Origin of the sequence: Grimontia sedimenti (assembly GCF_011045095.1) — a bacterium.
Classification (GTDB): Bacteria; Pseudomonadota; Gammaproteobacteria; order Enterobacterales; family Vibrionaceae; genus Enterovibrio; species Enterovibrio sedimenti.
Window position 1 is genome coordinate 335,167 of sequence record NZ_JAALDL010000004.1, and the last position, 21,912, is coordinate 357,078.

The window sequence follows — 21,912 nt, forward strand, 5'->3', positions numbered from 1 at the left end:
CTAGGACCTGTTTTTCCTAGAACCTTCTCTTCCTGATCTTTACTTGTCCAAAAGCTCCAGCAACCACTGCTTTTGCGCATCATCCAATTGCTTCAATTCGTTAGAGCCACGGGTGATCGTCGCGATACCGACGCCAAGCATCTGACTGAGTTGTCGCTGGCTCACCTCACCTTTTAACAACTCGTTGAGAATATTGACCCGGGCAATCAGCGCGCTGCGCTCGTCGGGCGTCAGCAACATCTTCAAGAGTTTAGCTTCGTCCCCGTTGTCACTTGCTCTGTGGATCAAATCCAGCACATCTTGCCAGTCAGAATATTCCGGCGTCGCTTTCATGGTCACCTCGTAGAAATCGGTACTAATAACGCCGTCATTATACTCCAAGTCTCTCTGTTTCTTAGACAATCATGACTCAATAGCGACGATTAGACTCACTTTCTGTCAGGAACTGTAGAGGTTGACCCAGCAACTTACGGTAGTAGATGTCGTACATCAGCACATTCTGCACATAACCTCGCGTCTCCCGGAAAGGAATGGCTTCGATAAACGCAATCGCATCCAGATTGCCGTCTGATTTCGCCAACCAGCGGGAAGCACGGTGAGGACCTGCGTTGTACCCGGCGAACGCCAGGATACGGTTTTCATCAAACTGATCCAGCAACATACGAAGGTAACCACTGCCTAAACGGATATTGATACCCGGATCGTTCAGCGTGCTCTTGCCAAGATAGCGAAAACCCAGTTTCTTCGACGTTTCCTTCGCCGTCGCCGGCATGAGCTGCATCAAACCGCGTGCGCCAACAGGTGACACTGCGCGGGTGTAGAAGGCACTCTCCTGACGCGACAAAGCCAGCAAAGTCGTCAGTGGAAGTTCACGCTCTTTACTGAAGAACTCAAACCACCAGCGATGCGCCACTGGGAAGCGGTATTCCAGGTGTCCCCAGAGCTTTCCGGCGATCGTTGCCTGCACAGAGAGATGATACCACTTTTGGTCTGACGCATACGCCGCAAGGTTGGCTTTCTGATCCCTGTTTGCATTGCGCAAAATGTATTGCCATTCGCGTTTCGCAGCAGTGATTTTATCCAACGTCAGCAGCTCATCGACACGCTTCAAGGCTTTGTTGAAAGGCGCTAATGCTCCCGGATTAAGCGGTGTGGTTTGATAAGGAATATCAATCGACTTACCCAATTCGTCTGCTGCCGCAACACTGTAGAAGTTACGCTCCCCAATCATGGATTCAAAAATCGCGTTGGCTTCTGCCGTTTTACCTGCCTCTTTCAGCACTCGGGCTCGCCAGTATTTCCACTTAAGTGAGTCACGCTCCTTTTCAGACATCACATCAATCCAGCGGCCAACGTCTTTCCAATCCGCTTCCACCAGACTCATACGCACTCGGCGTTCCAGCAGCGACTGATTCACTGTTTGCTTGAGCTGCTTATCACGCCATGCAGCAAGGGATGCATCTTCTGTCGACATCAAACGACCCGCAAGGTAATCCGCCATCTCCTGACGTTCATGCTTGTCGTAATGCTGACCTTCAACCGTGCGTTTGAACTGTTTCACGGCTTCTTCAGAATTGCTGCGCGCAAGGCGTTCAAAGGCAATGCGCGCCAGGTGCCGGTTAAACGTGGTGACTTTGCTTTTTTTGGAGAAATCCGCCACGCCCTGAGGCTTGTTATAAAGTGCCAGGACTTCTTTGGCCTGACGTTTGGCGTGAGTGGTGGTGAATTGCTTCTGAAGATAGGTCATCAACGACTTGTTGCGGTTATCAAACGCCAGCAGCATGCGCTCAAGGACGAGGTTATCTGTCAGCTTGCCATTGTCTTTGAGGTAATCAAACAGCTTGTCACATGCCCTGTCGACTGACGAACCCGACAGGTAGAGGGATTTCGCCCCTGACAGCGCCAGCGCTTTGTCACCGGCTTTGCTGTGCGCATAGTAATAATTACACTGGTAACTCTCACCACGGGGGACAGTGTCCTGAAACGCCAGCAATTGCGACCATTTCCCCTTAGAAGCCAATACATTGAGATGACGCGCCCGCACAGTGCGTGTAAACGGCAAATCAGCATGCTTTTTCAAAAAAGCGTTCACTTCTTTGGTACTGGCACCATTGATATCACGCATAAAATCGCGATAGTCCAGATAAGGATAAAGCGGATAATCCTTCACGTTTGATTTGAGGCGCGAAAACGTTGCCATGTCGTTGCGCTCAATCGCAGCGATGGCTTTTTCGTAACGGGTACGTTGCTCATCGATCGTGAGTGCGTTGGCAGGAAAAACACTGCCAAGCAGAAGCGCCATGCCTAGAGGCGCTGCGAGATTGAATCTATCCACTGACTTATTATACGCTTTTGTAATTATTGATTTTTCACTTAGTAGCATTCAGATGCTTCTCCCTAGCGCACTTAGCTTTAAGCTTATACCCAATCCTTCGAATGAGATGGAAAATTAGGTCTGTTGCACCATCTTCTATATATCAAACTCCCTGAGCTCCCGCCGCAAAGAAACTGTTACTGAAAACGACAAACGGGAGCTCGGGCACGTGAGACGGAAGCATGCCTCTCTTTCTTTTGTTTTTCCCAACAACAAATGGTTCCCAAAACTATACTCTGACCAGTTCAAAGTCTGACCTTGAAGCGGTTTGAGACTTAGGGCCTGTTACAATACTTCAACGAAGCAGGTAGAATATCCGGCTAATCATTTCCATTTAGTGACAAGAGAACGCGAGCAGAATGGCTGAGTACGTTTATACCATGTCGCGCGTTGGCAAAATCGTGCCACCGAAGCGTCAGATCCTGAAAGACATCTCTCTGTGCTTTTTCCCAGGTGCCAAAATCGGCGTATTGGGTCTAAACGGCGCAGGTAAATCCACCCTTCTACGCATCATGGCGGGTATCGATACCGATATCGAAGGTGAAGCGCGTGCACAACCTGGCATCAAAGTGGGTTACCTGCCTCAGGAACCAAAACTGGATGAAGACAAAACGGTTCGTGAAACTGTGGAAGAAGCAGTTTCTGACGTGGTTGATGCCCTGTCTCGTCTTGATGCTGTTTACGCCGCTTATGCAGAACCAGATGCAGATTTCGACGCGCTGGCAAAAGAGCAAGGCGAATTGGAAGCACTGATCCAGGCAAAAGACGGTCACAATCTTGACAACGCCCTTGAGCGCGCTGCGGATGCACTGCGTCTGCCAGAGTGGGATGCGAAGATTAAGCATCTGTCTGGTGGTGAGCGCCGCCGTGTTGCTATCTGTCGCTTGTTGCTTGAGCGCCCAGACATGCTGCTGCTCGACGAACCAACGAACCACCTGGACGCAGAATCTGTGGGCTGGCTGGAACGCTTCCTGGTTGATTATAACGGCACTGTTGTGGCGATCACGCACGACCGTTACTTCCTCGACAACGCAGCGGGTTGGATTCTGGAACTTGACCGTGGTGAAGGTATTCCATGGGAAGGTAACTACACCTCATGGCTGGAGCAAAAAGACGCGCGTCTGCAACAAGAAGCGTCATCTGAAAAAGCTCGCCAGAAAACCATCGAGAAAGAACTGGAGTGGGTTCGCCAGAATCCTAAAGGTCGTCAGGCAAAATCTAAAGCACGTATGGCGCGCTTTGAAGAGCTGAACACCACTGACTACCAACGCCGTAATGAGACCAACGAGCTGTTCATCCCACCGGGTCCACGCCTGGGTGACAAGGTTATCGAAGTGAATAACCTGACCAAGTCGTTCGGTGACCGCGTTCTGATCGACGACCTGTCGTTCAGCGTGCCTAAAGGTGCGATTGTGGGCATCATCGGTGCCAACGGTGCAGGTAAATCTACTCTGTTCAAGATGCTGAGCGGCACCGAGCAGCCAGACAGCGGCTCTATCGAAATGGGTGAAACCGTACAACTGGCGTCTGTTGATCAGTTCCGTGACAGCATGGACGACAACAACACGGTTTATCAGGAAATCTCTGAAGGTGCAGAAATCATCCGCATCAATAACTTCGAGATCCCTGCCCGTGCTTACTGTTCGCGCTTCAACTTCAAAGGCAGCGATCAGCAAAAACGTATCGGCGACTTGTCAGGTGGTGAGCGTAACCGTGTTCATCTTGCAAAACTGCTAAAAGCGGGCGGTAACGTACTGCTTCTCGATGAACCAACCAACGACCTGGACGTAGAAACCCTGCGTGCACTGGAAGAAGCGCTGCTCGAGTTCCCTGGCTGTGCCATGGTTATCTCTCACGACCGTTGGTTCCTTGACCGTATCGCGACGCACATCCTGGATTACCGTGATGAAGGTCAGGTGAACTTCTTCGAAGGTAACTACGCGGAATACAGCGAGTGGCTGAAACAAACGCTGGGCGCAGCGGCAGCACAACCACACCGCATCAAATACAAGCGCGTGACCAAGTAATCACCGCTTGATAGAGAAAGGGTCACGTCATGTGGCCCTTTTTTATGCGCAAAATCTGCCCGTTATTTATTGATTCATTTATAAGACGCGCAGAACATCACGGAGACGAAACGTCGAAGTAGAGATATAACGCCGACTCTCCTACACTTGGTGTAAAAGGAATTGAGGACTTTTAGATGGCAGAACGTCGTAAATTTTCCCGCGTGGTGTACCGCACCCCTGCTACCATCACGCAAAATGGAAAAAGCTGGGAATCCAAAGTACTGGATCTGTCACTGAAAGGGGCATTGCTGGCAACGCCAGAGGACTGGGAAGCAGGTAATGAAGCAGACTATGATGTTCGCTTCTGCCTCCAGGATACTGACATTGAGTTAGACATGGATCTGAAACTGGTCCAGGAAAACAATGAGTACCTGCGCTTTCAAATCGACCATATTGATATCGACAGCGCCAGCCACCTGAAACGTCTGGTCGAATTGAACGTCGGTAACGATGATTTGCTTCATCGTGAATTAGCACAACTGACAGATCTGAAAGATACCGTATAATCGCGGTGATGAATTTAAGCGCATATACATGAAGTAGTAGTAACATGCCCCACAACATTCGAATCGCCGTCTCCCATGCGAATGGATCACGTCACTATGTGCTCTCCCCTTCGCTAAAGAAAGTCCTGCTCACGCTGTTAGCCACCCTCATCGTTGGCATCTTCGCCAGCATCGCGACCATTTATTATCTGAACCACCGTTCAACCACCGCGGAAGTGACGCTCAAGAGCATGACAGAGCAAAGCTCTGAGCTTGTCGGTCAGCTTGAAGATCTCAAACAAAAACGCCAACAGCTAGAGCAACTGATCAACAACAAAGAAGAAGAATACGCCCAGATCATCGAAGACAAAGACAGCCAACTTAGCTATCTGACCCAGCGCGTTTCCACGGTTGAGGAAGTATTGGGGTTGGAAAAAGAAGGCGATGAGTCTTTGCCATTGGCTGAGCGACTGGATGTAGCGGCGATAAACTCTGCCGTGCGCGCCACCATGCTGCAACTCATTCCAAGCGGCAAACCGATTGAAAGCTACCGTCGATCGTCAGGCTATGGCTCGCGTACCCACCCAGTGACTGGCAACAAGAAGTTCCACCTTGGTTTAGATTTAACTGCAGACATCGGCACACCGGTTTACGCACCCGCAGATGGCGTCGTGGAATACAAACGCCCTAGCCGCAAGAAAGGCTACGGCAACATGCTGAAAATTGACCACGCCTTTGGCTTTATGACGCTGTATGCCCATCTCGATAAGTTCAACGTCAATACCGGTCAGTTCGTCAAAAAAGGGGACTTGATTGGTTGGTCAGGTAACACGGGCTTGTCTACCGGCCCACACCTTCATTATGAAGTGCGATTCCTGGGCCGTGCGTTGAACCCGAAACGCTTTATTGCCTGGACACCGGATAACTTTGAGTTCCTTTTCAAAGAGGAAGACAAAGTGAACTGGGCGAACCTGGTCGAGATCGTTGAAAGCATGGTATCAACCCAAGTGCAGCTGGCGGCGGATGCCGTGGCGCAATCAGGTGCAGTCACTGCGAAAAGCGAGAATGACACTCCAGTGACCATTGCAGCCACGGATTAATCTTCGCCAGTCATGCTGAGACGTAAAAAAAGGCGCCACGTCAATCGGGCGCCTTTTTCAATGGTGTTAAGGTCTGTAACCGTTAATCCATTTCATCCAACACAGTCAGCACTTCGGAAAGCTTATTCACCCCATACACCTTCATGCCTGGGATTTCTTTTTTAGGCGCATTGGCCATTGGCACAACAGCGCGTTTAAAGCCATGCTTGAACGCTTCTGACAAACGCTCTTGACCGCTTGGGACTGGGCGGATTTCACCGGCAAGACCGACTTCACCGAACACCACTAAATCGCGCGGCAATGGGCGATCACGGAAGCTGGAAATCAATGCCAGCAGCAAGGCGAGGTCTGCACTGGTTTCCGTGACTTTCACGCCACCCACTACGTTGACGAACACATCCTGATCCGACATTTGCAGGCCGCCATGTTTGTGCAAAACAGCCAGCAGCAACGCCAAGCGGTTTTGCTCAAGGCCGACGGCAACACGTCGCGGATTGGCCAGTTGACTGTAATCTACCAACGCCTGTAACTCGACAAGCAGTGGACGCGTGCCTTCCCATAACACCATCACTGAACTACCGGATGTCGCTTCCTCGCCACGTGACAGAAAAATCGCCGAAGGGTTACTGACTTCACGCAGTCCCTGCCCTGTCATCGCAAACACACCCAATTCATTCACCGCACCAAAGCGGTTTTTATGGCTGCGAAGAGTACGGAAACGGCTGTCGCTGGAACCATCAAGCAACACGGAGCAGTCGATACAGTGTTCAAGCACCTTCGGCCCAGCGAGCGTGCCATCTTTGGTGACATGACCGACCATAAATATCGCCACGTTATGCTGCTTAGCATAACGGGTCAGAGCGGCAGCAGACTCACGCACCTGCGCGACACTGCCCGGCGCAGAGGCAATATCTGCACAGTGCATGACCTGAATCGAGTCGATAACCATGATTTTCGGCTGCTCTGTACGGGCAATCGAGCAAATGGTTTCAACGTTAGTTTCAGACAGCATTTTGAGGTTGTCTTTCGGCAGACCCAAGCGCTCGGCGCGCATTGCCACCTGCTGGAGCGACTCTTCACCAGTGACATACAGCGTTGGCATTTGGCTTGCCAGCCAACACATAGTTTGCAGAAGAAGTGTACTTTTACCTGCCCCTGGGTTACCGCCAATCAGGATCGCCGCACCCGGCACAATACCGCCACCCAGTACGCGGTCGAGTTCTTTAAAACCACTGGTAAAGCGTGGCACTTCCTGAAGATCGATAGCAGAGAGCGTCTGAACTTTGGCTTCGGTTGCGCCCGCATAGCCCGCATATTTCTCAGTGCGCGCCACCGTTGGAGAGGCAGCCAAACGTACTTCAGTGATGGTGTTCCACGACCCACAGGCAGTGCATTGTCCCTGCCAGCGCGGATAGTCTGCGCCACAGTCGTTACACACATAAGCACGTTTTGTTTTCGCCATGATTGCTCCTGTTACCAATGCTTACATGTCTTGCATGCAAGTCTGCGCATAAGTTCACGCCAAGATCGGGAAAAAAGGTAAACTATCGACACTTATGGCCGATACAGATGTTGTCATCTAATTTCAGGATTCTACCAGACTTTATCGAGATGAAGGACCACGACAAGGCGCTGTTTGATCAGCTACTCCCCCTGTATGAGCAAGATGCATTTGATGCAGTACTGGCGGAGCTTACCCCCAATGAGAACGCTTCCGAACGGTTAATTACCAAGATGGAAGTGCGACGCCTCATGTCTCCTTGCAGCAAACCCGTGGACCTACGCGGAAAAGTGGTTGGCGAGTGTCGCCGTTATTTTCTGCACGAAGTGAATCACTGGATGGACGATGTTGCCATCAATCTGTATCACCGCCGCGTCGACATCTATCAAGGCCGGATGACAGTCGGGCTTTGGGAAGAGTTACACAATACGCCAAACAGTTACCGTGTTTTGCAGCGACAAGGCGATGTGCGGGCAACAGAGTCTCTGGACACAGTTGATGCAGTGCCGCTGCGTTTTGGCCACTACCTGTCGAGAAGTGAAAACCGCATTCAGCTCTCTAGTCGCATTCAGGCTTTTCTGCCCGATGGCACGGAAGTGAATGGCTCGACCATTGATATTTCCAATTCAGGCATGCAGATCAAATTACCTTCATCGTTCCATTATGAAACGGGATCGACATTGGTGATTTATTTCCCTCAATTGGGGGATGAGTGCCAGCTGGCAGAGCTTTTCAGCGGCTTGAACTATCGAGTGGTCGGAAAGGAACTTAACCTCAACGGCGACAACTTCCAGCGCCTGCGCCTTCGTTTGATGAGCAGCACCGATGTCATCAAAGACGCCATTGAGATTAAGTCCCAAACTGACGATCTGGACTCCCGCCAGGAAAATGAGGACAAATTCCTGACCACCCGCTCCCGCGCCTATGAACAGGTATTCCTTGAGCAGACACCGTCACTGCCACTGTTTTTCTGTGGCAACAGGCTGAGATACAGCCTTTTGACCGAACAAAACCGCGAGCTTTGGGATTACTGGCATGACGAACGCAATCAGCCGGTGATCGACAAGTTGTTCTCGGAAAAGCGTTTACAGTATCTGGCACTTGAAGGGCTGACCAACAGCGAAACCCTGGTGTATTGCTTTAACCATCAGCACGGTGAAAAAACCTACTTCTTCTCTGCCTGTCCGACAGAATTGGACGCAGAGCTTCGTCACCTGTTCTGGCATGTCGGCAGTTCACGCCCATCCTGGCGTGTGCTTCGCGTCACCATGGCTAAAATCAGTGAAGAAGACGCCCGAAGGTTGCAGGAAGTGTCACCAGCCTACATCCAACAAATTGATGAGCTGACCCATATTGCGACGATTCAGGATTTGACCTTGTCCCAGGTCAGCAGTGATTTCCGGATTCCAATCAAGCCCAAGCACCCGGTGAAACAGCTCAACCGTTTCGCGCACTTGCGTGACCCTATTCTACCGGTTGAAGCAGTCCCTTCTGTGCTGGCACCGCAACGCAAAGAGCCGCGCTACCAGCACAGAACCAAACCACCTTGGTGCACCATTTAACCGGTGAATTGCAGGGCCAGACCATCGACTTTTCAACCCAAGGTCTGAACGTGGTGCTGAGCAAACCCTTTACCGGTAGTAAACAGCAGGAAGTATCGGTCACTTTTACTGATCTGAAACGGGTCGATCCGAACGCACCTCTCGGTAACGTGCCTTACAAAGTGGTACAGATCAGTGAAGACAGAACCAACATCAAGCTGGCACTGTTAAAAGACAGACACAGCAAGCACCGGAGTCATTACCTGCAGCGATTGATTGAGCACAACCAGCATAAGCTTCTGCTCGACAGCGAGAAACTGCCGGACGCACCGCTGCTTCATGCCATGCATCAAATGCTGCTAACACGGTTATCTGCCACGCCTTACTTTATTGTTCGCCGTGGGGAAACGCTTCAGGTGTCTGCCATTGGTGCGAACTTCCCGGGTAATGAACTCAGTCGTCTGCTTCAGAAAAATGCTGGTTCGGGCATGATGTCGCTCCGCTCAGTCATTGGTGAGCACCTGTCGAAATACGTAAGCCCAGTGACGCGCCTGCGCAACCGGGAAGAGCAGGTTCGTCATGAGTTCTATATTTCGGCGACCTTCTCAGACGGTGCCATTATCGATGTCACATCGCGCCCACTGGAAAGCTTTAGCTCTCCCGAAGAGCGCAAAATGTTCATTACACAGGCACGTAAGCGTGGGAAGTTTTTTGCGGTCAGAAACTGGCTACAACCATTGGATGATGGCAATCAGTGGCTGCCACCAGAAACGCTGGCACCTTTGGTCTCTCTGTCTACACAACGGGCAAGACAGCTTGAAATGGAATTCACTGACCTCTGTGCTTATGGAGAAATGAGTGACATTACCGACGAAGTGCTAAGACGTTTGGAAATCGGCGGTTAAACTTATACCACCAAATAAAAAGGGATGTCAGTCGACATCCCTTTCTTGTTTCAGCCTCTATACACCTTACCAACTCAGTCTTTGCGGGAGCAAAGAGGCAGAGAGCACACAAAGTACGCCCCCTAAATCCGCGTGACGAACAGCCACCTGCGCCGCTTGCTGCACTTTCGGTTTAGCGTGATAAGCAATGCCCAGCCCAGCGGCAGACATCATGACCAAATCGTTGGCGCCGTCACCCACCGCCAGTGTGTTCGCCGGCATCAGTTCATAGCGGTCTGCCAGATCGCGAAGAATGTCGGCTTTGCGCTGTGCATCCACCACTGAGCCCGCCACTTCACCGGTCAGCTTGCCGTTTTCAATCACCAGTTGGTTTGACTCAGCATAGGCCAGTGACAAGTCTTCTTTCAGCTTGTCCGAGAACCAGGTAAAGCCACCTGATGCAATCGCGACTTTCCAGCCACGCGCCTGCAAAGAGGCCGTCAGTTGCTTCATGCCCGGCATGTAAGGAATGTTATCGCGTACTTGCTCAAGCACAGACACATCCGTGCCTTTCAGCGTCGCAACACGTTGGCGAAGGCTAGCTTCAAAGTCGAGTTCGCCGCGCATGGCACGTTCCGTCACTTCTGCTACCTGCTCGCCGACGCCTGCCAGCTTGGCAATTTCATCAATGCACTCAATCTGAATAGCCGTTGAGTCCATATCGAACAGTGCCAATCCCGGCTCATAAAGATTTGGAATGTTTTCAAGTGACGCGCAGTCCAGCGCCAGTGCATCGCACAGTTGTACGACCTCTGGAGTGAGTTCTCCACGCATCAGCAACACTTCGTAAGGGCCAACAGTCCAACCTGTCAGCGGGAATACTGGCTCACCGAGCAGAAAGGAAAGGTCATCCAAAGAACCCGGGCTGATATGAAGCCCATAAAGAATCCACCCTGCCTGACGGCAATCTGACGGACGAAAATCTCGGATAGAAGGGAAACGGTTGAGCAGCTTTACGTGTTTTTTGATCGGATAGGCTGAAAATGCATCCATTGCATAAATTCCTTTTGGTCAGTTGCCTTTACTATATCAAAGAGTGCTTGAGATCACAGCACGGCGGTTGCTTGCTTTTTTCCAGCCAGAACAGCAAACTGAGATAGCGCTGATTTGTTGCGACTTCGTCTTGGAAGGCGCCTTAGCTTGGACAGCTTATGCTTCAAATAAATAAAAAACGCCTTAAAAGGCTCTGGCAGTTTATTGTGGTTGTCGCCTGCTTCTCCACAATAATGATGCTGTTTATGTACAGCAATCAATTAAATAACCGCAATTACAAAATGCTTTTTGACCAGACAGAATCCCTGTCCCGCGTCATACTCCGCCAAGCGGCGGCCAGTGCTCACACGGCACTGGCAAGCGATGATATGGATGCGGTTCAGCAGTTGGTGAACAACTTGCAAAATGAAGACCTGATTCTGGATGCTGCGGTCTATGATGTGAAAGGCAATCTGGTGGCAAGCTCACTCGGGGCGATGCCACTGGAGCAGCTAACAGGGCTCAATACCCCGCTTTCCGTGGCCAGTATTGGTCGCCAGCAGCTGGTTGAGCCCATTGCCGACGATGGCAATATTTCCGGCTTTGTGCGGATCACGCTGGAGCATGGTGAAGTGATAAAAGCCGCTTCCAACCGGCTTGAACAAAGCATCAACCTGGTACGCGCCATGATCCTGGTCGCGATTGCCACAGGTGCCTTGCTGATCTTTACGTTCGCCAACCGCCGGGATTTATGGCGTTCAACATTTCTGTTAAAGAGTAACGACTAGCAGAGAGAAGAGCGAACCTAGGTTCTTAAGAGAACTTTCCCCAGAACGCAAAAAGGATGGCCTAAGCCATCCTTTTTCATCTTGGTCTGTCAGCAGAACTTACGCTTCTTCCGCGTCGCCCAGCAGTACAGATTCCAGTGCGATTTCAATCATTTCGTTGAACGTGGTTTGACGCTCGTCAGAAGTGGTTTGCTCGCCAGTCTTAATGTGGTCAGACACAGTACAGATAGTCAGTGCTTTCGCGCCGAATTCTGCTGCTACACCGTAGATACCCGCGGCTTCCATTTCCACACCCAGGATGCCGTACTTCGCCATGGTGTCGAAGAAATCTGGTTCTGGAGAATAGAAAAGGTCAGCAGAGAAGATGTTACCTACACGTACGTTGATGCCTTTTGCTTTCGCTGCATCAACCGCGTTACGGGTCATCTCGAAGTCTGCAATCGCTGCGAAGTCGTGGCCGTTGAAACGGGTACGGTTGATTTTCGCATCAGTAGACGCGCCAACACCGATGATAACTTCACGCAGTTTTACGTCTTCACGCACTGCACCACAGCTACCTACACGGATGATTTTCTTCACGCCGAAGTCTTTGATCAGCTCAGTCGCGTAGATTGAGCATGATGGGATACCCATACCGTGGCCCATAACAGAGATCTTGCGGCCTTTGTAAGTACCGGTGAAACCGAACATGTTGCGAACATCACAAACTTGCTTAACGTCTTCCAGGAAGGTTTCTGCAATGTATTTAGCACGCAGCGGGTCGCCCGGCATCAGAACTACATCTGCAAAATCACCCATTTCGGCATTGATATGTGGAGTTGCCATTTTCTATTTCCTTTTGATCAAATTTCGGCGTCAACCGATGCTAATCGGGTCGCAGCACTCGCTGATAGTCTGCGCTGCGACCGGAATTTAGTGTGGAATTACAGGAAAGACTTTCCGTATTCCATGTCTGAAGTACCGAAGTACTTCGCCAGAGTCTGGCCGATGTCTGCGAAGGTCTCACGACGACCGAGCGAACCTGCTGGTACATGTTTCCCGTAAACCAGAACAGGAATGTGCTCGCGGGTGTGATCCGTGCCTTCCCACGTTGGGTCACAACCGTGGTCAGCGGTCAGGATCAAGACATCATCTTCTTTCAGCATTTCGAGGATTTCAGGCAAACGCTTGTCGAAATACTCCAGTGCTGCAGCATAGCCTGCCACGTTACGACGGTGACCGTAGTGAGAGTCAAAGTCGACGAAGTTGGTGAAGATGATGCTGTTGTCACCTTCTTGGTTCATCGCATCTTTGGTCGCGTTGAACAGGGCTTCCAAACCGGTCGCTTTCACTTTCTTGGTGATACCAACGTGCGCGTAGATGTCTGCAATCTTACCGATAGACACCACCTCACCTTGTTTCTCATCAACCAGCTTTTGCAGCACGGTCGCTGAAGGCGGCTCGACAGACAGGTCACGGCGGTTACCGGTACGCTCAAACTGGCCTTTGCCCGGCCCGATGAACGGACGTGCGATAACACGGCCAATGTTGTAGTCTTCCAGCTCTTCGCGGGCAATCTGGCAAAGCTCCAGTAGACGATCCAGACCGAAGGTTTCTTCATGACACGCGATTTGGAATACCGAGTCCGCAGAGGTGTAGAAAATTGGCAAGCCAGTTTTCATGTGCTCTTCACCCAGATCGTCAAGGATCTGCGTACCTGATGCATGGCAGTTACCCAGATAATCCGGTAAACCTGCGCGTTCAAGAATGCGGTCAGTCAGCGCTTTCGGGAAGCTGTTTTCTTTGTCAGTGAAATAACCCCAGTCAAACAGTACAGGTACACCGGCAATTTCCCAGTGGCCCGAAGGGGTGTCTTTACCGGAAGACAGCTCAGCCGCATGGCCGTAAGCACCGATGATTTCCGCGTTTTCATCCAAACCTTCAGGGAAGTAGCCTGATGATTCTTCACACGCTTTGCCCAAACCCAGTGCATTGAGGTTTGGCAGTGTGAGTGGACCTTGGCGGTCATCATTGTTCGCGTTACCTGCCGCACACGCTTTCGCGATGGAGCCCAGTGTATTCGCGCCCACATCACCAAACTTGTGAGCATCTTCGGTTGCACCGATCCCAAAGGAATCCAGTACCAAAATAATCGCGCGTTTCATGATCGCCTCCTTAGACGTCTTGTGGGCCAATCTGGCGGTAAACTTCAGGGGTCGCTTCTGGCGCTTCGTTTTCGATGCGCATGGCAGCCTGAAGTGCTGCAGCTGCTTGTTGCCATGCAGCTTCATCCTTGGCATGTACTACCGCCAATGGCGTGGTGCTGTTAGCTTGCATACCCAGACGGATAACATCGCTAAAGCCCACTGAATAATCGATCGTATCACTTGCAACACGGCGTCCACCGCCAAGACCAACGACAGCCATGCCAATCGCACGGGTGTCCATCGCTGATACAAAACCAGCGCGGCTTGCAAACACAGGTTTCACCACGTTTGCCGCTGCCAGATACTTACTATAGTTGTCAACGAAGTCGAGCGGACCACCCAAACCTGCCACCATTTTGCCGAAGCATTCTGCTGCCTTGCCGTTGTCCAGCACGGTTTGCAGTTTGTTCATGGCATCATCTTTGTCTTTCGCCAGACCACTGATAGTCAGCATTTCGGCACAAAGCGCCATGGTGACGGCATACAGGCGAGGGTTACGGTATTCACCGGTCAGGAACTGAACCGCTTCTTTCACTTCCAGTGCGTTGCCTGCACTTGAAGCCAATACCTGATTCATGTCGGTGAGCAGTGAGCTGGTACGGGTACCCGCACCATTGGCAACTGCCACAATCGATTTCGCCAGTTCTTCTGATTTCTCGTAGGTCGGCATAAACGCGCCAGAGCCTACTTTTACATCCATCACCAGAGACTCTAAACCTGCCGCCAGTTTCTTCGACAGGATAGACGCGGTAATAAGAGAAATATTGTCGACGGTCGCTGTCACATCGCGGGTTGCGTATACACGCTTGTCCGCGGGTGCCAAATCACCGGTCTGGCCGATAATCGCCACACCTGCTTCTTTGGTCACTTTACCGAACACATCGTTGCTCGGTGTGATGTTATAACCCGGAATCGCTTCCAGTTTGTCCAGCGTACCACCTGTATGACCCAAGCCACGGCCTGAAATCATAGGTACGTAACCACCACATGCAGCCACCATAGGGCCAAGCATCAGGGAGGTCACATCACCCACACCGCCGGTACTGTGTTTATCGACAATAGGGCCATCAAAATTCATGTGTGACCAGTCAATCACCATGCCGGAGTCACGCATGGCGCACGTCAGTGATACACGCTCGTCCATGGTCATGTCATTGAAGTACACTGCCATGGCAAATGCTGCGATCTGTCCTTCAGAAACAGTCTCTTTTGCAATGCCCTGGATAAAGAAATTAATTTCTTCAGAAGTCAGCGCAATGTTGTCACGCTTCTTCCGAATGATTTCTTGGGGAAGGTACATAATCGACCTCACGTACTGGGTATCAAAAACAGGGGGAGCCGAAATCGCCAGCTCCCCAAAAGAAGTGCTTAGTAGCCGCCTTCTGCCGCTTTTTCGCCTTCACCCAAGGTGTGAAGCAGGTTCGCCAGCAGGCTTGATGCACCAAAACGGTAGTGTGCGTTGTCAGCCCACTCGCCGCCCAGGATACGGTCAGCCATCGCCAGGTATTCCGCTGCATCTTCAGCAGTACGTACGCCGCCAGCAGGCTTGAAACCCACCTTTTCTGCAACGCCCATCTCTTTGATCACAGTCAGCATGATTTCTGCTGATTCTGGCGTCGCGTTTACTGGCACTTTACCCGTAGACGTCTTGATGAAATCTGCGCCCGCTTCGATAGAGATTTCAGATGCGCGCTTGATCAGTGCTGCTTCTTTCAGCTCACCGGTTTCGATGATCACTTTCAGCGTCACGTCACCACATGCTGCTTTACATTGTTTAACCAGCTCAAAACCGGTTTTCTCATCACCCGCGATAAGCGTGCGGTATGGGAACACAACATCGACTTCATCCGCACCGTATGCCACAGCCGCTTTGGTTTCAGCCACTGCGATTTCGATGTCGTCGTTACCGTGTGGGAAGTTAGTCACGGTTGCGATTTTGATTTCAGGTGTGCCTTGCTCGCGAAGTTGTTTCTTCGCCACAGGGATAAAACGTGGGTAGATGCAGATAGCAGCAGTGTTACCTACTGGGGTTTTCGCGCTCTTACACAGTTCGATAACTTTCGCATCTGTGTCGTCGTCGTTCAGGGTGGTTAAATCCATCAGTTTCAGGGCACGAAGAGCTGCTGCTTTTAGATCGCTCATGACTTTCTCCAGTCGTAAATATTCAAAACCAAGTAACAAACTACGCGAGGCAATGCTCGGCATAATCTGATGAGCGGACTTGGCTCCTTGAAGTTTGGCGCGCTGCATGGTCAGCGCCAATCAACATTCCGTGTTGGCCGCACACCCTATGGCATTCTGCCGGGTGTCCACCTGTCTCATCGTGCTGCAAGTTTTTACACGTTGGGGCAGGTTTGATGTCTCACCTTTCCGCTGTCTGTGAAACAGTAGTGAAATTAATGAAAGACTACTTCTGAAACTTTGACAGCGTTCACCAATTTTACCAATCTTCCTTTGGTTACACTAGGTGTTACCTGTTTCTGTTGAAAAACACTTTGTTGCTGATAGTGCAAACCTGAGCGGACATTTTAGGTGTTACTGGCATCACTATAAGTGGCGAATACGCATCACTTTGTCTTATTCCTGACGAATGGGCTTGCCAAACTGCAGGCATAAAAAAACCGCCTCACAGGGAGGCGGTTTTCCAATCTCTTTTACTTGCTGATTACAGCGCAGCCAGAGTCAGGAAGAAACCAGCGATTGTTGCACTCATCAGGTTAGAGAGAGTACCCGCACATACTGCTTTCACACCGAAACGCGCGATGTCGTGACGACGGGTTGGCGCGATGCTACCCAGACCACCCAGCAGGATTGCGATAGACGACAGGTTAGCGAAGCCACACAGTGCAAACGAGATGATTGCTGCAGTCTTCTCTGACAGGTCACCGATAATTGGAGTGAAGTTCAGGTACGCAACGAATTCGTTAACAACAATCTTCTGACCGATGAAAGAACCCGCGATGTCAGCTTCTGCCCATGGAACACCAATGAGGAATGCCAGTGGTGCGAACACTTTGCCCAGAATCCACTCCAGCGTCAGGCCTTCGATACCGAACCAACCACCGATGCCAGACAGCATGCCGTTGATCAGTGCAATCAGACCGATGAATGCCAGCAGCATTGCACCGATGTTCAGAGCCAGTTGCATACCAGAAGATGCGCCACCTGCTGCTGCGTCGATAACGTTTGCAGGCTTGTCTTCTTCTTCGTCACCGTCTTGACCCAATTGCTCGATTGGCTCGTCAGTTTCTGGCTTGATGATTTTCGCGAACAGCAGACCACCTGGTGCCGCCATGAACGATGCCGCAATCAGGTATTCCAGCGGTACACCCATTGCTGCGTAACCTGCCAGTACACCACCTGCTACAGATGCCAGACCACCACACATAACTGCGAACAGTTCAGACTGGGTCATTTTTGGCACGTAAGGACGTACAACCAGAGGCGCTTCAGTTTGACCAACGAAGATGTTCGCCGTTGCAGACATTGATTCCGCGTGAGAAGTACCCAGTACTTTACGCAGTGCACCACCCAGAATACGGATAACAAACTGCATGATACCCAGGTAGTAAAGCACGCTGATCAGCGCTGAGAAGAATACAACAGTAGGCAGAACCTGGAACGCAAAGATAAAGCCGATACCATCTACAGAGAAGTTAACCAGGCTACCGAACAGGAAGCCGATACCGTCTTTACCGTAGTTGATCACGTTCTGTACAGCATTAGACATGCCGTTCAGGATTGCTTGGCCCGCTGGGACAAACAGGATGAAACCACCCAGAATAAACTGGATCGCAAATGCACCACCTACAGTACGCAGGTTGATGGCTTTGCGGTTGTCAGATAGCAGTACTGCAATACCCAGCAGTACAACCATCCCTACAATGCTCATAATCAGGCTCATAAAAGGGTTCCTAAAAAAGTCTTGGCGTCTCGACAAATTGGGAGTGTTATTCCGGCGGCGATTATACGCATTGGTTGGGGACCAAAGGAATGCATAAGTCACACTTGAAGTGAAAAATTCGGTGCAATTCACTCAAAAAGGTGATGAAGGTCTATTTTTGTGAGCTATGCACGACGCAAACGTTTGGGCAAACGATGCCTTTTAGACGTTCAACGCAAAGCATGCTGTCGAGTTTTGTGTGGTAGCGTGAATAATTTCCCCGACATCGACCTCTTTTAGGGTGGCTAAAGCGTGGGCAATCAGTGGTAATCTCTCCGGCAAATTGGGCTCACCTTGAAAGCCAAAAACAGGCATATCGGGCGCATCAGTCTCCAAAACCAAAGAGGAAAGTGGCAATTTTTTCACCGCATTTCGCGTCTTGTTAGCACGCTCATAAGTGATGGTGCCCCCAATCCCGAGAAGAAAACCGCGCTTTACGTACTCACGCCCAATCTGCTCGCTGCCACTAAAAGCATGCAAAACCCCTTTCACTGCCGGAAAACCGTTCAGAATTTGCAGTAATTCGTTGTGCGCTTTACGACTGTGAAGGATCACGGGAAGCTGATATTTCTCGGCTAACTGGAGTTGTTCCGTCAACAACCATTTTTGTCGCTCTGGGTCGGCATTTTCTATCGCAAAATCCAGCCCACACTCACCAACGGCAACCAATCCTTTCGGCGCGCTGGCCAAAAACACATCCAGCTTCTGAATGTCTTCGTTTTGATGCGATGCCGTCCAAACAGGATGCAATCCCACCGCATACGAGATCTCGGGAAATGCCTCAGCCAATGCTGCCACCCGATCCCAGTTTTCTGTCGCTACAGCGGGTACTACAAGATTGTGTACTCCCGCGGCGACTGAGCGCCTCACCCAATCTTCAGGGTGGTCAGCAAACGGAGGGAAATCAAAATGGCAGTGGGTATCAATCATTGCAGCAAAGGCTCAGTGGGCTACTTCTATATATAGAGGATACAAAAAAGCCGCCTTGCGGGGCGGCTTTCTTTTACGTCTTGTGATTAGTGCTCACGTGTTGCACGGAAGCTCACATCAGGATGACGTTCTTGCGTCAGGCTCAGGTTCACCATGGTTGGCGCAATGTAAGTAAGGTTGTCACCGCCATCCAATGCCAGGTTGGTTTGGTTCTTGCGCTGGAAATCATCCAGTTTCTTCACATCACTGCATTCTACCCAGCGCGCTGTCGCAACGTTAACAGGCTCGTAAATCGCTTCCACGTTGTATTCAGACTTCAGACGCGCAACAACTACGTCAAACTGAAGTACACCCACCGCACCAACAATCAGGTCATTGGATGTCATTGGGCGGAACACTTGTACCGCACCTTCTTCAGACAGTTGTACCAATCCTTTCAGCAATTGCTTTTGCTTCAGTGGATCACGCAGACGGATACGACGGAACAGCTCAGGTGCAAAGTTTGGAATACCCGAGAACTTCAGATCTTCACCTTGCGTGAAAGTATCACCAATCTGGATAGTACCGTGGTTATGAAGACCAATGATGTCACCAGCAAACGCCTCTGCCGCGCGGGAACGGTCACCCGCCATAAAGGTCACCGCATCAGAGATCGACACCATTTTACCGGTACGCACATGCTTCATCTTCATGCCCTGGCTGTACTTGCCAGAGACGATACGCATGAATGCGATACGGTCACGGTGTTTAGGGTCCATATTCGCCTGGATTTTGAACACGAAGCCAGAGAACTTCTCTTCACCCGCTTCAACCGCACGCTCATGGGTTTGACGTGGCAATGGTGCAGGTGCCCACTCAGTTAAACCATCCAACATGTGGTCAACACCAAAGTTACCCAGTGCAGTACCGAAGAACACAGGTGTCAGCTCGCCGCTCAGGAACAGTTCCTGATCGAATTCATGAGAAGCACCCAATACCAGCTCAAGTTCTTCACGCAGTTGCTCTGCCAGGCTTTCACCGACAGCTTCATCCAGCTCTGGATTATCCAGACCTTTGATGATGCGAGAATCCTGTATGGTATGACCCTGACCTGTTTGGTACAGAATCGTCTCATCACGGTGAATGTGATAAACACCTTTGAACTCTTTACCACAGCCAATCGGCCAGGATACTGGTGCACACGCGATGTTAAGCTCACTTTCTACTTCATCCATCAACTCCATTGGGTCGCGGATGTCGCGGTCAAGTTTGTTCATGAAAGTGACGATTGGCGTGTCGCGCAGACGGGTAACTTCCATCAGCTTGCGGGTACGATCCTCAACACCTTTCGCCGCATCGATAACCATCAAACAAGAGTCGACCGCTGTCAGGGTGCGGTAAGTATCTTCTGAGAAGTCTTCGTGTCCCGGGGTATCAAGCAGGTTAACCAGACAATCATTGAACGGGAACTGCATGACAGAAGTGGTAACCGAGATACCACGTTCTTTTTCCATCTCCATCCAGTCAGACTTCGCGTGCTGGTTTGAGCCGCGACCTTTTACCGTACCGGCAGTCTGGATCGCGCGTCCGAATAACAGCACCTTTTCAGTGATGGTGGTTTTACCGGCATCCGGGTGCGAGATAATCGCAAACGTACGACGCTTGCCGACTTCTTGCTGAAGTGGAGAGTTTGACATGCTTAAGCTTTTCCGCGTTAAACAGCACGCAGGCAGAAACTGAGCTGCGCGCAGTGTAGATGAATTCAAATCGGCGGGTATTTTGTACGATATCGGGTTGAGACTCAACGCTCGCCAACAAAATCCTTACTCTACAGGCCTCACAAGAAATTTTACCACGCAAAACAAGCTTCTAACGAGAGTCAATATATTGTCCAATAAATGACACACCACTCAATACACCCGGTCACTTTTTGACCTCGATCGCATCCAAAAGCAATAACATCTTGATCTTCATTCAGATACTTAGCGCTGATAATTATAAAAAATTTACAATTTGCGTCACTTTTTTGGCGATTTTGTTTAACGTCAAGGCTTATAACGAATCTATTTGCATAGTATTATGGATGATATTTATGTGTCATTAATGACATAGCCATATTTATTTACCTTTCGCAGGACGAGATTCATGGATTCGATTATCACCAAGCAGGCTGCAAAAGTAATTTCAGTTAACGGCAACGCATTCATTAAAGTGAACGGGAAAGACGTTCCCATCGCTGAAGTTTTAGATTTAAACGCCGGCACTGAAATCTTTATCCCTGAGGGTGCCAACGCCCTTCTATCTCTTGAAGACGGCACCGTACTCCCTGTTGGTGAACAAGACTCACCTGCGCAAGATATCTTAGGCTCACCGCTTGATGATGAAATTGCGGCTATCCAGGCATTGATTGAAGAAGGCGTCGACCCGACAGAGGTACTGGAAGCAACCGCTGCAGGTGGTAACGCGGCATCTGGAGCTGGCTCATGGAGCTTTCAATCCATTGGCCGTGCCGGCGAAGAAACTATTGCTCAAGCAGGTTTTGATACCCAAGCTTCGGCAAGAAGCTTCCTCACCGCTCGTGAAGTGCGTGAGGATAGCGATGATTCTAGTGCATTTATCGACGATGGTTCAGACATTACAGAGCCTACTGAGCCGAGCACACCTACCTCGCCGGAAGACACAACGGCCGACAATGATGGTGATGGATTTACCGTCAGTATCACCAGTATTTCTCAAGATACTGGCCTGGATGGTGATTTCATTACTAACGATAATACACTTGTCATCTCAGGTGTAGTCGATCTTGGTGATGAAAACACTCTAACAGTTACGTTTGATGGGACTGACTACACTTCTGATAATGATCGACTAGCCATTAGTCAAGATGGCACCTGGACTTTAGATGTCACTGGAACTCAGCTCGCAGATGGCGATTATTCTGTTAAAGCGACTGTGACTGATAGCGTCGGCAATTCTAATTCTGCTATTCAAACTATCGTTATCGACACCGAGATTGGTACCGACGGCGACAAGACCACCAAGGCGGTCTCCGTCGACAGCATCTCTGAAGACAGCAACGTTCAGGGCGACTTTGTCACCA

At 50.5% G+C, this 21,912-nt stretch carries 19 protein-coding genes; 8 read left to right on the top strand and 11 right to left on the bottom strand.

What is annotated here, in order from left to right; all coding sequences use genetic code 11:
- Positions 1 to 39 precede the first annotated feature (39 nt).
- Positions 40 to 333, bottom strand: a complete 294-nt coding sequence (trpR, locus tag G5S52_RS08530) for a trp operon repressor (protein ID WP_002538922.1) — start codon at positions 331 to 333, stop codon at positions 40 to 42.
- Positions 334 to 409: 76 nt separating this feature from the next.
- The gene (sltY, locus tag G5S52_RS08535; RefSeq protein ID WP_438590713.1) at positions 410 to 2,335 is read right to left on the bottom strand and encodes a murein transglycosylase; all 1,926 of its coding nucleotides are present in this window, start codon (positions 2,333 to 2,335) and stop codon (positions 410 to 412) included.
- A gap of 398 nt (positions 2,336 to 2,733) precedes the next feature.
- Between sltY and ettA the strand changes: the two genes are divergently transcribed.
- From ettA to G5S52_RS08550, 3 genes are all read left to right on the top strand, one after another.
- Complete coding sequence (gene ettA / locus G5S52_RS08540) at positions 2,734 to 4,401, top strand: energy-dependent translational throttle protein EttA (RefSeq protein ID WP_165012763.1); 1,668 nt, start codon at positions 2,734 to 2,736, stop codon at positions 4,399 to 4,401.
- Between the two features lie 176 nt (positions 4,402 to 4,577).
- Positions 4,578 to 4,949 (top strand): PilZ domain-containing protein, encoded by a 372-nt coding sequence (locus G5S52_RS08545; RefSeq protein ID WP_165012765.1) that lies wholly within the window; start codon positions 4,578 to 4,580, stop codon positions 4,947 to 4,949.
- Positions 4,950 to 4,993: 44 nt separating this feature from the next.
- On the top strand, positions 4,994 to 6,028 hold the full coding sequence (locus G5S52_RS08550; RefSeq protein WP_165012767.1) for a M23 family metallopeptidase: 1,035 nt from the start codon (positions 4,994 to 4,996) through the stop codon (positions 6,026 to 6,028).
- An 82-nt stretch (positions 6,029 to 6,110) separates the two neighbouring features.
- On the opposite strand, the gene radA is transcribed toward G5S52_RS08550, so the two are convergent.
- Positions 6,111 to 7,490 (bottom strand): DNA repair protein RadA, encoded by a 1,380-nt coding sequence (gene radA, locus G5S52_RS08555; protein ID WP_002538929.1) that lies wholly within the window; start codon positions 7,488 to 7,490, stop codon positions 6,111 to 6,113.
- A 107-nt stretch (positions 7,491 to 7,597) separates the two neighbouring features.
- Between radA and G5S52_RS23890 the strand changes: the two genes are divergently transcribed.
- Both G5S52_RS23890 and G5S52_RS23895 read left to right on the top strand, forming a co-directional pair.
- A complete protein-coding gene (locus tag G5S52_RS23890) occupies positions 7,598 to 9,091 on the top strand; it encodes a PilZ domain-containing protein (protein WP_235956144.1) in 1,494 nt (497 codons plus the stop codon).
- Positions 9,079 to 9,975, top strand: coding sequence for a PilZ domain-containing protein (locus tag G5S52_RS23895; RefSeq protein ID WP_368737461.1), 897 nt, complete (start codon positions 9,079 to 9,081; stop codon positions 9,973 to 9,975). The genes G5S52_RS23890 and G5S52_RS23895 overlap by 13 nt, the downstream gene beginning before the upstream one ends.
- Before the next feature lie 66 nt (positions 9,976 to 10,041).
- Here G5S52_RS23895 and serB read toward each other — a convergent pair whose 3' ends face one another.
- Positions 10,042 to 11,007 carry a phosphoserine phosphatase gene (serB, locus tag G5S52_RS08565; RefSeq protein WP_165012769.1) on the bottom strand — a complete coding sequence of 322 codons (966 nt, stop codon included), beginning with the start codon at positions 11,005 to 11,007 and terminating at the stop codon, positions 10,042 to 10,044.
- Positions 11,008 to 11,165: 158 nt separating this feature from the next.
- On the opposite strand from serB, the gene G5S52_RS08570 reads away from it, so the two are divergent.
- Positions 11,166 to 11,774 carry a YtjB family periplasmic protein gene (locus G5S52_RS08570; protein WP_002538933.1) on the top strand — a complete coding sequence of 203 codons (609 nt, stop codon included), beginning with the start codon at positions 11,166 to 11,168 and terminating at the stop codon, positions 11,772 to 11,774.
- A 99-nt stretch (positions 11,775 to 11,873) separates the two neighbouring features.
- Here the strand turns inward: G5S52_RS08570 and deoD are convergent, their stop codons facing one another.
- From deoD to deoC, 4 genes are all read right to left on the bottom strand, one after another.
- Entirely contained in the window at positions 11,874 to 12,599 is a 726-nt protein-coding gene (gene deoD / locus G5S52_RS08575) for a purine-nucleoside phosphorylase (RefSeq protein ID WP_002538934.1), read from the bottom strand.
- A gap of 98 nt (positions 12,600 to 12,697) precedes the next feature.
- Positions 12,698 to 13,918 (bottom strand): phosphopentomutase, encoded by a 1,221-nt coding sequence (locus tag G5S52_RS08580; protein WP_165012771.1) that lies wholly within the window; start codon positions 13,916 to 13,918, stop codon positions 12,698 to 12,700.
- A gap of 10 nt (positions 13,919 to 13,928) precedes the next feature.
- Complete coding sequence (gene deoA, locus G5S52_RS08585; protein WP_165012773.1) at positions 13,929 to 15,260, bottom strand: thymidine phosphorylase; 1,332 nt, start codon at positions 15,258 to 15,260, stop codon at positions 13,929 to 13,931.
- A 68-nt stretch (positions 15,261 to 15,328) separates the two neighbouring features.
- Positions 15,329 to 16,102 (bottom strand): deoxyribose-phosphate aldolase, encoded by a 774-nt coding sequence (gene deoC / locus G5S52_RS08590; protein ID WP_002538937.1) that lies wholly within the window; start codon positions 16,100 to 16,102, stop codon positions 15,329 to 15,331.
- A 69-nt stretch (positions 16,103 to 16,171) separates the two neighbouring features.
- Here deoC and G5S52_RS08595 point away from each other — a divergent pair, with 69 nt between their 5' ends.
- Positions 16,172 to 16,318: a hypothetical protein gene (locus tag G5S52_RS08595; RefSeq protein WP_165012775.1), complete on the top strand. Its 147-nt coding sequence runs from the start codon at positions 16,172 to 16,174 to the stop codon at positions 16,316 to 16,318.
- 307 nt (positions 16,319 to 16,625) lie between these two features.
- Here G5S52_RS08595 and G5S52_RS08600 read toward each other — a convergent pair whose 3' ends face one another.
- The 3 genes from G5S52_RS08600 to prfC form a co-directional block, all read right to left on the bottom strand.
- Positions 16,626 to 17,864 (bottom strand): NupC/NupG family nucleoside CNT transporter, encoded by a 1,239-nt coding sequence (locus G5S52_RS08600; RefSeq protein ID WP_002538940.1) that lies wholly within the window; start codon positions 17,862 to 17,864, stop codon positions 16,626 to 16,628.
- Positions 17,865 to 18,065: 201 nt separating this feature from the next.
- Positions 18,066 to 18,833 (bottom strand): TatD family hydrolase, encoded by a 768-nt coding sequence (locus tag G5S52_RS08605; protein ID WP_165012777.1) that lies wholly within the window; start codon positions 18,831 to 18,833, stop codon positions 18,066 to 18,068.
- Between the two features lie 86 nt (positions 18,834 to 18,919).
- Positions 18,920 to 20,509 (bottom strand): peptide chain release factor 3, encoded by a 1,590-nt coding sequence (prfC, locus tag G5S52_RS08610; protein ID WP_165012779.1) that lies wholly within the window; start codon positions 20,507 to 20,509, stop codon positions 18,920 to 18,922.
- A 448-nt stretch (positions 20,510 to 20,957) separates the two neighbouring features.
- Between prfC and G5S52_RS08615 the strand changes: the two genes are divergently transcribed.
- A partial coding sequence (locus tag G5S52_RS08615) for a retention module-containing protein (RefSeq protein WP_165012781.1) occupies positions 20,958 to 21,912 on the top strand: 955 nt, incomplete at its 3' end.

Excerpts from the sequence above, each read along its gene's own strand:
- trpR (WP_002538922.1), bottom strand. The coding sequence starts at position 333 with ATGAAAGCGACGCCGGAATATTCTGACTGGCAAGATGTGCTGGATTTG.
- ettA (WP_165012763.1), top strand. The coding sequence starts at position 2,734 with ATGGCTGAGTACGTTTATACCATGTCGCGCGTTGGCAAAATCGTGCCA.
- G5S52_RS08545 (WP_165012765.1), top strand. The coding sequence starts at position 4,578 with ATGGCAGAACGTCGTAAATTTTCCCGCGTGGTGTACCGCACCCCTGCT.
- G5S52_RS08550 (WP_165012767.1), top strand. The coding sequence starts at position 4,994 with ATGCCCCACAACATTCGAATCGCCGTCTCCCATGCGAATGGATCACGT.
- radA (WP_002538929.1), bottom strand. The coding sequence starts at position 7,490 with ATGGCGAAAACAAAACGTGCTTATGTGTGTAACGACTGTGGCGCAGAC.
- G5S52_RS23890 (WP_235956144.1), top strand. The coding sequence starts at position 7,598 with ATGTTGTCATCTAATTTCAGGATTCTACCAGACTTTATCGAGATGAAG.
- serB (WP_165012769.1), bottom strand. The coding sequence starts at position 11,007 with ATGGATGCATTTTCAGCCTATCCGATCAAAAAACACGTAAAGCTGCTC.
- G5S52_RS08570 (WP_002538933.1), top strand. The coding sequence starts at position 11,166 with ATGCTTCAAATAAATAAAAAACGCCTTAAAAGGCTCTGGCAGTTTATT.
- deoD (WP_002538934.1), bottom strand. The coding sequence starts at position 12,599 with ATGGCAACTCCACATATCAATGCCGAAATGGGTGATTTTGCAGATGTA.
- G5S52_RS08580 (WP_165012771.1), bottom strand. The coding sequence starts at position 13,918 with ATGAAACGCGCGATTATTTTGGTACTGGATTCCTTTGGGATCGGTGCA.
- deoA (WP_165012773.1), bottom strand. The coding sequence starts at position 15,260 with ATGTACCTTCCCCAAGAAATCATTCGGAAGAAGCGTGACAACATTGCG.
- deoC (WP_002538937.1), bottom strand. The coding sequence starts at position 16,102 with ATGAGCGATCTAAAAGCAGCAGCTCTTCGTGCCCTGAAACTGATGGAT.
- G5S52_RS08595 (WP_165012775.1), top strand. The coding sequence starts at position 16,172 with ATGAGCGGACTTGGCTCCTTGAAGTTTGGCGCGCTGCATGGTCAGCGC.
- G5S52_RS08600 (WP_002538940.1), bottom strand. The coding sequence starts at position 17,864 with ATGAGCCTGATTATGAGCATTGTAGGGATGGTTGTACTGCTGGGTATT.
- G5S52_RS08605 (WP_165012777.1), bottom strand. The coding sequence starts at position 18,833 with ATGATTGATACCCACTGCCATTTTGATTTCCCTCCGTTTGCTGACCAC.
- prfC (WP_165012779.1), bottom strand. The coding sequence starts at position 20,509 with ATGTCAAACTCTCCACTTCAGCAAGAAGTCGGCAAGCGTCGTACGTTT.